This is a genomic window from Shewanella sp. DNRA4, assembly GCF_012843185.1.
Taxonomy (GTDB): domain Bacteria; phylum Pseudomonadota; class Gammaproteobacteria; order Enterobacterales; family Shewanellaceae; genus Shewanella; species Shewanella xiamenensis.
Genome location: NZ_JABAIP010000004.1, coordinates 52,955 through 66,525 on the forward strand (window position 1 = coordinate 52,955; position 13,571 = coordinate 66,525).

The 13,571-nt window shown below is 46.9% G+C and carries 13 protein-coding genes; 6 read left to right on the top strand and 7 right to left on the bottom strand.

Annotation, left to right across the window (positions count from 1 at the left end):
* Window positions 1-168 precede the first annotated feature (168 nt).
* Entirely contained in the window at window positions 169-762 is a 594-nt protein-coding gene (locus HG547_RS05405) for a tRNA-uridine aminocarboxypropyltransferase (RefSeq protein ID WP_169547225.1), read from the bottom strand.
* A gap of 199 nt (window positions 763-961) precedes the next feature.
* Here HG547_RS05405 and HG547_RS05410 point away from each other — a divergent pair, with 199 nt between their 5' ends.
* On the top strand, window positions 962-1,798 hold the full coding sequence (locus tag HG547_RS05410; RefSeq protein WP_099457259.1) for a putative porin: 837 nt from the start codon (window positions 962-964) through the stop codon (window positions 1,796-1,798).
* Window positions 1,799-1,870: 72 nt separating this feature from the next.
* Here HG547_RS05410 and HG547_RS05415 read toward each other — a convergent pair whose 3' ends face one another.
* Window positions 1,871-3,079, bottom strand: a complete 1,209-nt coding sequence (locus HG547_RS05415) for a multidrug effflux MFS transporter (protein ID WP_037423563.1) — start codon at window positions 3,077-3,079, stop codon at window positions 1,871-1,873.
* A 115-nt stretch (window positions 3,080-3,194) separates the two neighbouring features.
* Between HG547_RS05415 and HG547_RS05420 the strand changes: the two genes are divergently transcribed.
* Entirely contained in the window at window positions 3,195-4,160 is a 966-nt protein-coding gene (locus tag HG547_RS05420; protein ID WP_037426682.1) for a LysR family transcriptional regulator, read from the top strand.
* A 62-nt stretch (window positions 4,161-4,222) separates the two neighbouring features.
* Here HG547_RS05420 and HG547_RS05425 read toward each other — a convergent pair whose 3' ends face one another.
* Complete coding sequence (locus HG547_RS05425) at window positions 4,223-6,094, bottom strand: methyl-accepting chemotaxis protein (RefSeq protein ID WP_144345285.1); 1,872 nt, start codon at window positions 6,092-6,094, stop codon at window positions 4,223-4,225.
* Between the two features lie 443 nt (window positions 6,095-6,537).
* Here HG547_RS05425 and HG547_RS05430 point away from each other — a divergent pair, with 443 nt between their 5' ends.
* Window positions 6,538-6,888, top strand: a complete 351-nt coding sequence (locus tag HG547_RS05430) for a hypothetical protein (protein WP_169547226.1) — start codon at window positions 6,538-6,540, stop codon at window positions 6,886-6,888.
* 2 nt (window positions 6,889-6,890) lie between these two features.
* On the opposite strand, the gene HG547_RS05435 is transcribed toward HG547_RS05430, so the two are convergent.
* Both HG547_RS05435 and HG547_RS05440 read right to left on the bottom strand, forming a co-directional pair.
* On the bottom strand, window positions 6,891-8,345 hold the full coding sequence (locus HG547_RS05435) for a DUF4145 domain-containing protein (protein ID WP_169547227.1): 1,455 nt from the start codon (window positions 8,343-8,345) through the stop codon (window positions 6,891-6,893).
* A 36-nt stretch (window positions 8,346-8,381) separates the two neighbouring features.
* Window positions 8,382-9,089 (bottom strand): hypothetical protein, encoded by a 708-nt coding sequence (locus HG547_RS05440; protein ID WP_037423577.1) that lies wholly within the window; start codon window positions 9,087-9,089, stop codon window positions 8,382-8,384.
* 190 nt (window positions 9,090-9,279) lie between these two features.
* Here HG547_RS05440 and HG547_RS05445 point away from each other — a divergent pair, with 190 nt between their 5' ends.
* Together HG547_RS05445 and HG547_RS05450 are read left to right on the top strand one after the other, a co-directional pair.
* Complete coding sequence (locus HG547_RS05445) at window positions 9,280-9,807, top strand: DUF2780 domain-containing protein (protein ID WP_144345288.1); 528 nt, start codon at window positions 9,280-9,282, stop codon at window positions 9,805-9,807.
* A gap of 94 nt (window positions 9,808-9,901) precedes the next feature.
* Window positions 9,902-10,360, top strand: coding sequence for a TerB family tellurite resistance protein (locus HG547_RS05450; RefSeq protein ID WP_169547228.1), 459 nt, complete (start codon window positions 9,902-9,904; stop codon window positions 10,358-10,360).
* 89 nt (window positions 10,361-10,449) lie between these two features.
* Here the strand turns inward: HG547_RS05450 and HG547_RS05455 are convergent, their stop codons facing one another.
* Window positions 10,450-11,274 carry an HDOD domain-containing protein gene (locus HG547_RS05455; protein WP_169547229.1) on the bottom strand — a complete coding sequence of 275 codons (825 nt, stop codon included), beginning with the start codon at window positions 11,272-11,274 and terminating at the stop codon, window positions 10,450-10,452.
* A gap of 317 nt (window positions 11,275-11,591) precedes the next feature.
* On the opposite strand from HG547_RS05455, the gene HG547_RS05460 reads away from it, so the two are divergent.
* On the top strand, window positions 11,592-12,203 hold the full coding sequence (locus tag HG547_RS05460; RefSeq protein WP_047537969.1) for an energy transducer TonB: 612 nt from the start codon (window positions 11,592-11,594) through the stop codon (window positions 12,201-12,203).
* A 65-nt stretch (window positions 12,204-12,268) separates the two neighbouring features.
* Here the strand turns inward: HG547_RS05460 and yjeH are convergent, their stop codons facing one another.
* Entirely contained in the window at window positions 12,269-13,537 is a 1,269-nt protein-coding gene (yjeH, locus tag HG547_RS05465) for an L-methionine/branched-chain amino acid transporter (RefSeq protein ID WP_099457253.1), read from the bottom strand.
* Window positions 13,538-13,571 lie beyond the last annotated feature (34 nt).

Consider the following 13,571-nt stretch of genomic DNA (forward strand, 5'->3'; position numbering starts at 1 on the left):
GGCTGGCAAAGCTATCTCATCATTTGCTGTGCAAATGAATCGTCACTATTAAACCTTGTTTTACGTTACGTTAGCGTGATCTGAATAAGATTTTAACTATTTTAATTCGTACAGAGTCTCAAAAATGCAAAAAATGAAAATCACTTGCCGCAATTCTAAAAAGTGAAATTAATCATAGCGTAACCTCACCTCTGCGGGCATCGCCTGCAATCGCATCGCAACCATAGCATCAAAGGCGACCAATAACGGGTTCACATCTAAACCCTCATCAAGCGCTTTTAACATATAAGCACACGCCTCCAAGGTTGAGAGACTATCGCTGCGGCTTGATTTGCGGATCTTGTATCTTGACGTATAGCCTTCGGCCAAATGCACTGCCGAAAATTGTGTTAACCATGGATTTAATTGCAAGATTTTAAAGGCTTTTCGCCAGGTACCATCGATTAAAAGCAACACACAATCAGCGCATATAGACTGACTTTCAACACTCGCGCTCTGCTCTGAGGGATATACAAGATAAACAGGGCGCTGACATCGGCTTAATTGCTCCCGCAGCGAGGCAAAATCCGCTTCAGACTCACCCACATACACTTGAGTATTGGGTATCACTAGGCTTAACACCCTAACACTATTCTTTTTATGTTCGACTTCAGAGGGGTGCTGTAATACCAACAGCTGCGTCTGCGGTTTTATCTGCTGTACATGGGAGCATAAGCACGCATTGATTGGATAACAGCAAGTAGGGCAATAATGGCGGCTCAAAGCGCGTTCTCGATAAACAATTTCTAGCAGTATAGCAGCTTGAATTATCAAGAATCACATCCAGTTTACTGGTTGAATCTAAAGCATTATTGACAATAAATTAACAAAGTGTATCTTCCGCTAACAGGACGCAACGACTGATAAAAGTCTCCACTACTGCCGGAAACCACTCTCAGTCAGCATAACAAAAGGAAATGCAATGCTTATTAAAAGACTTAACCTCGCCCTTCTATTTGCTCTTGCCAGCTCAACAACCTTCGCCGCAACAGATAATATTTATCAGCACGATGCAAGCTTAGATTACGTTAGCTCAACGGAAGAATTCAGTGAGGGCACTTGGAATGCGGGTTACCGCTATTACTTTACCGCGGTGAGCCAAGAGACGACTCCCTATGCACTTAGCGGATTTTTAGCGCAAACATCTAATATTGGTGCCAAATATGCTGGTTTTGAGGGCGACTTAGATGCTTATGGAATGAACGGCCAATACGTGTTTACCTCCAAATGGTTTGTAGGTGCGAATTACCAAAATCTAGGCACAGACTTATTTGACAGTGATACTTATGGTGTCTCAGTAGGTTATTACTTCAATTCAACTTCAAGCGTTTACTTGGGTTATACCAAGAGCGACAAAGACTATGATATTGGCTTCGATGACAGAGCGAGTGCAGACCTTGATACCTTGAGCCTCGGTGTTCGAAGTTTTCTTCCATTACAAAGCACCGCAGGCGTAGATTTAACCGCACAACTCTATTTTGGCCAATCGGAGTTCACGGTAAAGAATACCCCTAACGGCGATGTCAGGGACAGCGATGAAACCACAGCGCTTATGTTGTCAGCAGATTGGTATCTCACACGATCTTGGTCTGTAGGCGCCAATTATAGCGTCCAAGAAGAAACCGACCCTTACGGTATCAACACAACATATCATTGGCGTATTAGCGATTCATTTAGTGCCATCGCCCGCGCCTCAAAATCCTTCGAGCCCGATGAAGATGGCGTTAGTTTAAGCTTGGGAATTAACGGTCGCTTCTAAAAAAATGCCCGTAGCTATGGTCAAATAAGCTACGGGCAAAGGGTGTTTCTTTAATTAGCCGATTAGGGCGTATTAATGCTCGGCGGCTAATTGCTCTTGGTGCCAGTGGTCGAATCGGCTTAACGCCATCATTGACAGCAACCCGATAGAGAAAAATCCCATCACTAACGCCACCGCATAGGGTGCAGTCAGGCTTGTTTGCTGCACTAGGCCTGCAATCACTGATGCGCCACTCATTTGGATAAAACCTAACATTGCCGTTGCTGTTCCCGCTCGCTCGCCAAAGGCAGAGAGCGCCATACTGGTTGCTGGGCCTAACAAGAATGCAAAACCAATACACAACAACATCATAGGCAACATAAAGGCAAAAGCTGCAGCCATTCCTACACTCGGGCCAAAGGCTTGCGCTGTGACAATTAATATCGCCGAGAGCACCAGCAGTGCTAATGCGAAGATCGCGGTGGGACGATTACCTAATTTACGGATCACTACTGGCGCAACAAAACACGCGGCAATATTGACTAATGCATTCAATCCAAATAACCCACTAAAGGCCAGCTCGGATACCCCTAAATGGCCAATAAGCCACACGGGTGAGTAGGACACATAACTTAAAATCGCCGCCATAGCTGACATACAAGCAAAAGCATAAAACAAGAAATGCGTATTACTTAACACAGGTTTATAGCGACTCCAACGATAAAGAGGGCCAGTACTAACGGTATTGGCTGGACGAGTTTCGGGTAGACGATAGCCGACCAAGAGCATCATTAAAATCGCGTACAAGGTCATAAATACAAAGGTTGATCGCCAGCCAAACTGCATGGCCAATAGACCCCCTAAGGTTGGCGCCAGTGCAGGGATCACGCAGATAGCCCCATTTAAGTAACTGTAAATCTTGGCGCCTTCTTTTGGTGAGTAACAATCGCGCACTGCACTAAAGACCACAATGGAGGTCGAACAGGCAGCCAAACCTTGTAATACCCGGGCAATTTGTAACCAATGGAATTCAATCGCGGCGGCCGCAAGCAAACTGCTGGCGCCATATAACAACACGCCAAAGAGTGCCACAGGGCGACGACCATAACGGTCTGCTAATGGGCCAATCAATATCTGCCCAACGCCCATAGCAAATAAAAATAATACCAGTGTCGACTGCACTTCGCTGGCAGATACGGCGAACTCTGCCGCCATGGTGGGCATAGAAGGTAAGTAAATATCAATTGCCAATGGGCTGAGTAGCACCAAAGACATCAAAATAGGTAACAGATTGCGCCGCATAACATGTATCTCGGTTTAACAGTAAAAGGTATTTCAGTGGGCGGTAGTTTAAATAACTCAAGGTATGAACAGAAATGGTATAATTTCCAAAGTGAATTTCCTTTGAGGAATATCTATGAATCTCGACAACTTAGCCAGAATCGACCTCAACCTACTGGTGATATTGAAGGTTTTGCTCGAAGAGCAAAGTGTCACCCGCGCAGCGAGCCGATTACACATTAGCCAGTCGGCGTTGAGCAAGAGCTTGAATCGCCTGCGAGAAACGTTAGATGATCCCCTATTCCAACGTACTGCCCATGGCCTAAAACCCACAGCACATGCGCTCAATATTGGACAAAAGCTGCCGAATATTCTGCAGGACTTATATCAACTGACTCAGCCACCGACGTTTACTCCAGCCAGCAGTAATAGGCAGTTTTCCTTTGCCATGGTCGAAAGTGCCTACGAAACCTTGATCCCCTATTTTATAGGTCCACTATTAAATAGTGCGCCCAATATCAAGCTCGATTCCTATGTCTGGACCGAAAAATCTATGCATGACTTGCAGCAAGGGCAAATTGACTTTGGGATTTCAGGACGGGATCTACACCCACTCTCAGATTCACACACTGACCGACTACCAGAAGGCATTGCCTGCCAAACCCTGTTTACCGATAGACAGGTATGTTTGGTGCGCCAAGCTCATCCCTTGATGGCCGCTCTCACCTCGCCCCAATGGGATTTATCCTTGTACTTAGAGATGGCGCATGTGCAAGTGCGCTGTGAAGGGAGTGATTGGTGGGCGCTGGATTATTTTCTGGCAGACCTAGGGCACAGGCGCAAAATTAGCACCACTGTGCCAGATTTTTATGGCGCGGCGAGTGTTTGCGCCCACAGTGATTTGATTTTTACCTTACCTTCTAGCTTTGCCCTACATGCCTGTAAACTCTATCCATTAAAGCTGTTGCCTTTACCCTTTGAGTTTATGCCAATGGCCTATGTGTTACTGTGGCATCAACGCAACGATGAAGATCAAGGCCATAAATGGATGCGCGACACTATCTGCCAGAGTGTCGAAAAGCTGATGCTGCCGCAGGGTTAATTGAGTGAGTAATAAACAGCCCAGAACACTGACGTATTCTGGGCTGTTTTATTCAAGCAAACTTACAGAATAAACGTCGCGACCTGCGCATTGAGATCATTAGCACGCGCCTTTAATGCCTGAGCTTGGGTCAGATCCGACTTCGCTGCTTCGGTAATTTCGTCGGTCACATCCTTAATGGCCACCGTATTTTGAGTGATTTCACCCGTTACTTGGGTTTGCTCTTCAGCCGCGGTCGCAATTTGGCCTGCCATGTCCGAAATCACATGTACGGCTTGAGTAATCTCCTCCAGTGCCTTCGCTGCGGCATTAGCGTCTTCAACACTATGACCCGCTAACACTTGGCTGCTTTCCATCAAACTCACCGCCTTCGCCGTTGTACGTTGCAGAGTTTCAATGGTCGCATGTACTTCTTGGGTCGAATCTTGTGTTCGGCGTGATAACACCCGCACTTCATCGGCCACCACCGCAAAGCCACGGCCCTGCTCACCCGCACGGGCAGCCTCAATCGCCGCATTGAGGGCTAACAGGTTAGTCTGCTCAGCAATCCCTTGAATTGTCGCTAAAATGCTAGAAATCGACTGAGCGTGACGACTTAAATCTTCAATGACCTCAGTTGCTTGAGTGACTTCATCCGCTAAAGAATTAATCGAACTACGGGTCTTATTAACTAACTCTTTCCCTTGGAAGCTGCTCGCTGCTGATTGCTGCGCAGCTGTAGCGGTATTTTCCGCATTCGCGGCAATTTCATTAGTAGCACTTGCCATTTCGGTTACGGCGGTCGCGACCATGGCAACTTCTTGTTGCTGGCGCTGTAATTCGGCCACGGCAATATGGTTAGTTTTGAGGCTACGCTCTGCGTCCGCATCCAGTTCACTGGCCAACTGACGAATATGGCTGATAAGCTGATGCTGACTGCCGACAAATCGATTAAAGCTGTCGGCCAGTACGCCCACTTCATCTTGCGTATCAACCTCAATACGTTGGGTTAAATCGCCATTACCATCGGCAATACGCGCGAGCGCCTGCGATACACGCCCAAGCGGACCTAGCAATAGATTCACCAACCAAGAAATGGCCAATACGCTCAGTAATAGCATCACGGCCGACAGCCCCAATTGGGTCAGCAGTAAATTAGTTAATGGCGCCTCAAGCGTCTCTTTGTCCAGTACTATCACTAATTCCCAATCGGTATTGGGAATATCGACACCCCAAACTAACTTATCGCGGCCTTCGTTTTCGAAATACATTGGCAGCCATGTGCTGGCCTGACGGCTCTGCTGGGGTAAATTATGATTAAGGTCGTTGTCGATATCGCTAACGGGTTTCATCGCCTTAGAGGCATCTTTGTAAGCGATGACAGTACCGTCTTTGTGCAGCATGATTGCATGACCATTGGCTGGTAAGGTCATGCGATTGACACTTTCAACCAAACTCGCAATCGACAGGTCGCCCCCAACCACACCTTGTGAAACCGCCTGCGCCATAGTGACCACTAACACATTGTAAGCTACGTCAACATAAGGTTTGGTGAGAATAAGACCGCGCTCATTTATCGCTTGTTTATACCAAGGGCGCGCTCTCGGATCGTAACCCGTACGGTCTATGCTTGGATCGGAGTCCAGCATCTGCCCCGCTTGTGTTCCGTAGTAAGTGAGTTGGAATCGCCCAGAAGCTTGCGCCTGCTGCAATGCGTTTAAACTGTCACCTTCAACTTTAACGGCTAACGCCCCTACGATATCCTGACGCCCAGCTAACCACTCTTGAATGCGCTCAGCCTGTTGATCACCCAGTCGCTGCACCTGCTCCAAACTATTTTGCAACAACAATGACTTTTGACTGGAATAACTTTGCCACGACAGCAAGCCAATCACGAGGGAAAGCGCAATCACGACCGAAATCAGGATCTTTTGTTTAAGCGAGTATGAGTTCATGTTGGTATCTACGGTTTTACAGCTTTGAAGGAAGAAGTGGTAAGACTGGCTGGCACTTACTGTAATAAATTTACAGTGTTAGCCAAAACCAATCAAAAATTCGGCTAAATTTTCGCACATGTTACAGCGCAAACAAAGAATCACTCGTCACCAAATTAATAAATAATTAAGCAAAAACATAAAGATAACCAATTAAAACCTGAGCAATACCAAATAACAACCCAAAGTTCACATCAACCACAAGCCACCAACAAACTAAAGTCATGGACGTAAAAGAACGTAAATTAACCCAAATTAACGTGACCCAATCCGTTTATTTATTGCACACTGAACGTCCATAACATTGGGGAAAGAGGCTTCTCTAACATAGCAATTTGGCCAAGCCCGTTATCAAATACTGGGCGACTCACCTTAAGCCTCACCCATTTTGATTAGGAGTTCTTATGATTTATCAACAATTTCAACAGAGCCCATTTCAGCCACGCATTTCAGGGGCTCGAGCTTGGTTAGCGATGGCAATCATTGTCAGTCTAATCTGTTTATCTCTGTTTTTATTACCTTTTGTGCTTTTATTTGGCGCAATTGCTCTAGGCTGCTTAGTGCTATTTAGTCGTATTTATGTAGCACGCCAATTGAGTAAGTTTAATCGTGAGCAAGCGCGCCGAGCGCAGGCACAAGCGAGCGAGGCGACTAGCCAAACGTCAACGTTTAATCAAACCGCGAATGTTGTGCGTGAACCCCATGCAACTGAGTACCGAGGTCGTATCTTTGAACATCAAAAAGAGGAAGAGTAGCCCTAAGCGCTTAGTAGATCCTTGGCGCGATTAAGGGTATGAATTTCACCGGGATCTTGAGTGATCTTCAGTACAGTATCGATTTGTAAAACAAGCGATTGCCAAAGAGGCTCGATGATCTCAGCCTCTTTGCTATTGGCATGACGGCGCGCTAGATTTAGCAGCGCCGCAGAACCCACCACATCAATGCGCCCCAAAATACCGTCGGCCAATGCCATACTCAGCTCAATCATGGCAGGCACACTGTGAGCATATTTAATGACCTCACGCAGATAGCGCTCAGCCTGACTCACATCGCCACCCAAGCCACTTTCATCATTTAGCATATGTTGCGCACGGGTAAGCATGGCATCGAGCTGACCTTGCTCTGCCGCTTCGGCCATCCAATACTCACTCGCGATGGGATCTCGCTGACAACCATCACCATTGGCGAGCATTAAGGCCAAATGATATTGGGCATGGGGATAACCCGCCTGGGCTGCTTTACTTATAAAATGATAGGCTTGCGGCAAATCCTTGGTTTGATAGTAAAGCACACCTAAATTCGCCATGGCTTCGGTTTGCTCACCTTCGGCCGCCAGCTGTAAAAAGTGTTTCGCTTGGGCTAAATCCGGCTTAAATGACTCACTGCCCACTAGGTAGAAATAGCCAAGCAGCGCCATCGCATTGACCACGCCAGCCTCAGCCGCAGTAGCTATCGCAGCCTCGCCTTTAATGGCATCGGCCTCTCCCTGATAGCCATGGATTAAACTCACTCCATGCTCATAGAGGGCTTGCATATGGGTTGGGGCTGCAAGGGCAAACCAGTAGGCGGCCTTAGCAAAAGTATCACTGGCTTTTTGTGCGACAGCTTTTACTACTGGGCTATCGTCTTCAGTGCCATAGTACTGATCGACGAGGGCAAGCTCCTGCTCCTTAAGCATTAATGCTTTGGTTTTAAAAGAGATCCCCACAAGATACTGCGCATTGGGATCATCCTCCATCACCGCGCGGTAACAGAGATCTTTAACCGTTATCGCATCGCTGGCTTGAAAGCGGTATGCAGGCGCCTCGCAGCCAACCATCTTCGGATACAGATGCTCGACTAAAGCGAGTACATCTTTAATGGCTTTTTGGGCCAAGGCGAGTAACTGCTCTTGGGTAAGATGATATTTTTCAGGGTGAGCGCCACGGTTACCATCAGCACGCAGGCGATGCAACGCTCTGGTGGTCTTCACATCGATCAGCCGTTTTTGATTTAACAGCTCAATACGATCATAGAGATTGGGGCTAGCAAAGGACACCGCTTTACTCTGCCCTAGCAAGTCAGTCAGCCTATGGGTAAAACTGCGAATATGCAGTAATGACTGAGTAGGCACATCCTGCACATAGTTTTTAGCATTGAGGTAATCATCAAGAAGCGAGGCCGAAAACCCTTGGATAAATTCACTATCCAGTAACTCAGCCTCAGTCCCCATAAATGCTTACCTCAAATTGAATTTGCTCAGTTGATATTATTCCGCAGTTGGCTTTTTAGACACCATATACAAACGGAACAATGCCAAGTTTACGAATAACCCAATAAACGCCATAAAGGTATCCGCGAGCAATTGCACAGGCAAGCCACCAAAAGATGCCGCTGCTGAAAGCTGGCTACCAACCACAGAAAGCGGTAAGTAAAGCATCAATAACGCAATGGTTTTTAACACAATCGGGCCACTAAAGCTAAAGCTTGCCTTAATCGCTTCCAGCGGTGTTAAACGCTCAACCACCACCATAAAGTTCACATAGGCTAGGCGAGCAAACAGATAAAAGCTAATAACGAGTCCCACTAACCACATCGGGCCAAACGCTGCAAATAGCATCACTGGCGCTAAAATGGCCAGTCCAGAGAATACGCCAGCTAAGAGTAAAGGTGGCACAAAGGGTAAGCTGGCTTTCAGTACCATACCAGCTGATGGATTATGCCCTTGGGATCTCAGTTCTAAAAACAGCGTTAACGCCGCAATCAATACCGAGAAGAGCAGCAGAAGGAGCATCATAGCAATCATGTGTGATGCGCCAAACTGCGGGTTTTCCAGATCAACTTTGCTCATCTCTGTGCCAAGCCATAGCTGAATACCAACCTGCACTAATAACAGTGGCACCGTCAGCATGGCAAGCTGGGTGAGATGATTACGGAAAAAGTTATAAGCTTCGGTCAAAATTGCGGATAGTGACATGCGCCTTTCCAAAATAATTGAAGTAAATTAACACCGTGAATTGTCGCTAAGGATACCCAAAATCCCGCCCCAATGCACAACACAAATCACCTGAGTGAACCGTAAATCACAGAAAAGGGCTGCAACAAAAGTCTCAAAGCCGTTACACTGTCCACTTTATTGCGCGCAAACCGTCAAAGGATGCCACTCTATGAAACACACTTTCACACTCTCTATTCTGATTAGCGCCACGCTTTTAGCCACTCCCGCCAGTGCAAGCTGGTTGGATAACCTTGCAGGAACACCAGCAAAAACAGAGAAAGTGGCCACAGGTAGCGTCACCCAATCCAACGCATTAGTTGGCAGCGTGATGTCGCAACTCGGACTGAACCAAACCCAAGCCGAAGGCGGTTTAGGCAGTCTGTTAGGCCTAGCACAATCGAGTCTAGGTTCGAATGATTACACCAAACTAGCTGCCAGTATCCCTAATGCCGACAGCCTATTAGCCGCAGCACCTAAACTTGATGCGAACTCAGGCGTTTCTGGCCTGTTGTCTAAGGCTGGTAATATTGGCTCTTCTCTGCAAGGTAGCGCAATGGTGTTAGATGCCTTTGAAAAACTGGGTATTTCTAAAGAATTAGCCATGCCAATGATCAATATTGCCAAGTCTTATCTTGAGACAAATGGTGCCGAAGGCAGCTCAGATCTGCTGATGAAGGGTTTAAATACTCTGCTGTAAATGTCGCCCCACCCTAAGCCTATGCTTAGGGTGAACTTTAACGTGAAAAATCACTCTATCTAGTTATTCCTTCTTGCCAGAGCAGTGCCACTTTATGATTGCGAAGCTGAAACGATTCCTTCAATCCCACACCCACGCCATCTCTCAAGAGGAGAAAGCCCACCAGCTAAAATTAGCGGCGGCGAGCATGTTGCTCGAAGTGGTATATGCCGATGAAACCCTCGCCGCAGAAGAAAGAGCACTATTGCCTAAGCTGCTGACAGAGACCCTATCGATGTCGGCGCAGGATGCTAATGATTTAATTGAAGAAGCCAAAAAAGCCCAAGGTAATGCCACCTCATTATTTGAGTTTACCAATACCATTAATGCCGAATTTAGCTTGGAGCAAAAACAGCAATTATTACTAGCCATGTGGCAATTAGCCTATGCCGATGGACAACTCTCCCAGTACGAAGATCAAATCATTCGCCGTACTGCTGATTTGCTGTATCTCAAACACAGCGAGCTTATTCAGATGCGTAATCAGGCCATCGAAGCCCAAGTGGCACGCTAAAAGCAAGCCATAAAAAAGCATGAATCGCAGTACTGCCATTCATGCTTTTGAATCAAGGTTGTAGATTGCCGTTTCCTGTTCCAGCTGGCTTAGGCAAGCGCCTTACCAATTTCAAAACCGGCGCCTCTTAGCTCCGTTAACTTAGACCGAAGCCCACCCATTTCCATTTTTAAGCCTTTTTTAGTCGCAAGCTGCGATAGCCAACTGGTTTTATCGTCATCCTCAATAGTGTCCCAGTCCGCTAATACTTTGTGGGATAAACACAACAAAGCTGCCAATTTAGAAAAAGGATTCGAATCCTTAGGATGATCTTGGTAAAGAATGCCTTGCACCAATGCAGGGGTAAATTTCCAATTTTGAGCCAACAAAGCACCAATATCGGGGGAATCATAACCGAGGAGTTCTCGCTCAAAAGCATGCTTATCTTTACCCTGTGCGACAGCTTCGTTAATTTTTTCAGCATCTTCAGGGGAAATTGCCGCAATCAATAAATCACCAATACGGTGAAGGATGCCGCAGGTAAAAGCCTCGTCGGGCTGAACACCGCACCGTTTAGCCATCTCTTGATTGTAGAGTGCAATTTCGAAGGTTTGTCCCCAAAACTGCGCTAAATCAACACCATTGCATTTAGGCACCGCCCCCATCACGGCAGATGCTAATACTAAGGTACGCAAGGTTTGCATTCCAAGGCGTACTACGGCTTCATCAATACTGCCCACCTCGCGACTGTGGCCGTAATAGGCGCAGTTAGCTAATCTGAGTACCTTGGCACTGATCAGGGGATCATGAGACACTTTAGTCGCAATATTTTTTACTGTAGCGTTGTCGTCGTTAACGACATCAAGCAGTTCACTGATTGCTTTAGGTAAACGGGGCAACTCATCAACTCGACTCAGTAGCGCAGCAGAATCCATATTTATTCTCCTTCTAGATGAATGATCAAAATATAGAACACAAAATCTCGCCTCGCTCTTAAGCTTATGAACACTTATGAGTCGAATGTGCAGCTTTTCAGTCAGTATTCAGCAATCGCAATCTTAGTGAAAATTCAGCCCGCCAATCATAAGAATGCCTCTGCAACACAGCAAAAATCACAGCAATTCTCGCTTTGCGTTATAGGTAAATATATTAGACCTGCTCAATAATTAACCTTATTTGTAAATAAATATTTCAAATAATAAGCAATGGATGTTATAGATTAAATATTGTTCATCAATTGTAAGGAAGCACTATGGGCCAAAATGCACTTGTTAATCGCACCGGGATTATTATCGTTAGCGCACTGATCACCTTAGGTTTGTTCGTGTTTATGGCACAACTTATCCATAATCCACAGCCATTGAGCGGACAAACGTCAGATGCGCCGCAAATCAATATTTTGATGAGCGAGCGAACACCCATTCCTCCGAAGGAAAGTCGTCAACCCGAACCGCCAAAACCCATCCCAACCAGGGAGCGGGTCACAACGCCGGGCGAGAGTGCTGAAGTGGTCGAATTTAGCCCCCAGACTTTTACCCCAGAAATGCCAACCCAAACGACATTCTTTAACCAATCGACTATCACCGCGGAGGCCTTACCCGTGGTGCAAGTGTCTCCTCGCTATCCGATTGAAGCAGCACAAAATGGCAAGGAAGGTTATGTGGTCGTAGGCTTTGATATTACTGCGGATGGAACCGTCAGCAATGTGCGCGTGCTCGATGCTAACCCGAAGCGAGTGTTTGATAAGGCGGCGCTTTCAGCAGTGCAAAACTGGAAATACAAACCTAAGTTTGATGCGGGCAAGGCCGTACCCCAATTAAATCAACAAGTACAACTCGATTTTAAACTGGATCAACAGATTTAAGACTCGCAGATCAGCACGCTTAAAACCTTGCGTGCTGATCTGTCGTTATTTGAATGACATCGGGATTAAGCAACCTTGTTAACCGCCAAGGCCCGCTTACGACTAATATGGCTCTTTTGCCACCACAAGAATGGGGCGACAAATAGGATTAACGCAAATACATAGGCCATGCTAGCCCCAAGCGCGATACCTAACGCTAAGCAGAAGCCACAACCTAATACCACTAAAGGTAAGTTGCTACGGGGCAATAATTTAGCCGCAGCTAACATCGCCATTAAGTAGATCACGACGAACACCCCGTTACTCCAGGCAATAAGATGTTCGAGTTCCTGACCCGTGATGTGAGTCAACACTATCACACTCGCCATCACGCCGAGTAAGGCCGCCAAGGCACGGATCGGCACACCATGACGATTCTTAACCGCAAAGCAGCGCGGTAAAATACCTTCACAACTAAAACTCCATACAAGACGCGCAGCGCTGGCGGCATAGACGTTTACTGTGGCAAGGCCACTGGCAATTCCCAACACACCAATCACTTGCGCACCGTATCCCCCTAAAAGCGCATCGAATACACCAATCATCGCCACACTTTTGTCAGTTGGCACTAACAGTAAAATCAGTGTGCAGGCCACATAAATAATCCCCACCAGCACAGTACCCATCATCATGGCTGGGATCATATCCTGCTGTGGGCGACGAAAATCATCGGCGAGATGAGTCATGGCTTCTATCCCTAAAAAGCTCCAAAAAGCGATACCTGCGGCAATCATCATGGTAGAGATTTCTGGTGAGCCATAGCTGGCAAGTGAGGTTAAATGCCCAGGCTGAAGACTGCTTGCGCCAAAGAGCACCACCACAATGGCGACAATACAAAGGGTTAAGCCGAATTGCAGTTTGGCCGACACTTGAATGCCACGAAGATTGAGCAGGAACAAGCCAAAAATAACGAACACCTCAGCGCCCACCTTGGGCCAGCCATCGAGGGGAATGAGTGCATTAACAAACTGGAAAGTCATCAAAATCGCGGCGGGCGCGCCCATCGGCACGACCAACAAAAAAATGAGTCCGATAGTACGGCCTGCGGTACGCCCAAAAGCCTTTTCCACAAAATAAGCGGGACCCGCAGCATGGGGAAAGACACTCGCCAGCCGCCCAAAAATCAGCGCCACCGGAATAATGGCTAAGGTGAGGAGTGACCAAGCGATAAGCGCACCAGCATGGGCCTTGTCGATTGTCATTTGCGGGAGAATAAACACCCCAGTGCCCAGCAAAGTGGTGGCCATCAAGCCTGCACCTTGCCAACGTCCTATAGTTCCGCTATGTGAGTTCATCTGTTAACATTCAATGGTTTTGAAGCCGTCAGTA

Coding starts and splice junctions, on each gene's coding strand:
- HG547_RS05430 (WP_169547226.1), top strand. CDS start 6,538: ATGATTTATCAACAATTTCAACAGAGCCCATTTCAGCCACGCATTTCA.
- yjeH (WP_099457253.1), bottom strand. CDS start 13,537: ATGAACTCACATAGCGGAACTATAGGACGTTGGCAAGGTGCAGGCTTG.
- HG547_RS05425 (WP_144345285.1), bottom strand. CDS start 6,094: ATGAACTCATACTCGCTTAAACAAAAGATCCTGATTTCGGTCGTGATT.
- HG547_RS05410 (WP_099457259.1), top strand. CDS start 962: ATGCTTATTAAAAGACTTAACCTCGCCCTTCTATTTGCTCTTGCCAGC.
- HG547_RS05435 (WP_169547227.1), bottom strand. CDS start 8,345: ATGGGGACTGAGGCTGAGTTACTGGATAGTGAATTTATCCAAGGGTTT.
- HG547_RS05455 (WP_169547229.1), bottom strand. CDS start 11,274: ATGGATTCTGCTGCGCTACTGAGTCGAGTTGATGAGTTGCCCCGTTTA.
- HG547_RS05445 (WP_144345288.1), top strand. CDS start 9,280: ATGAAACACACTTTCACACTCTCTATTCTGATTAGCGCCACGCTTTTA.
- HG547_RS05450 (WP_169547228.1), top strand. CDS start 9,902: ATGATTGCGAAGCTGAAACGATTCCTTCAATCCCACACCCACGCCATC.
- HG547_RS05440 (WP_037423577.1), bottom strand. CDS start 9,089: ATGTCACTATCCGCAATTTTGACCGAAGCTTATAACTTTTTCCGTAAT.
- HG547_RS05460 (WP_047537969.1), top strand. CDS start 11,592: ATGGGCCAAAATGCACTTGTTAATCGCACCGGGATTATTATCGTTAGC.
- HG547_RS05415 (WP_037423563.1), bottom strand. CDS start 3,079: ATGCGGCGCAATCTGTTACCTATTTTGATGTCTTTGGTGCTACTCAGC.
- HG547_RS05420 (WP_037426682.1), top strand. CDS start 3,195: ATGAATCTCGACAACTTAGCCAGAATCGACCTCAACCTACTGGTGATA.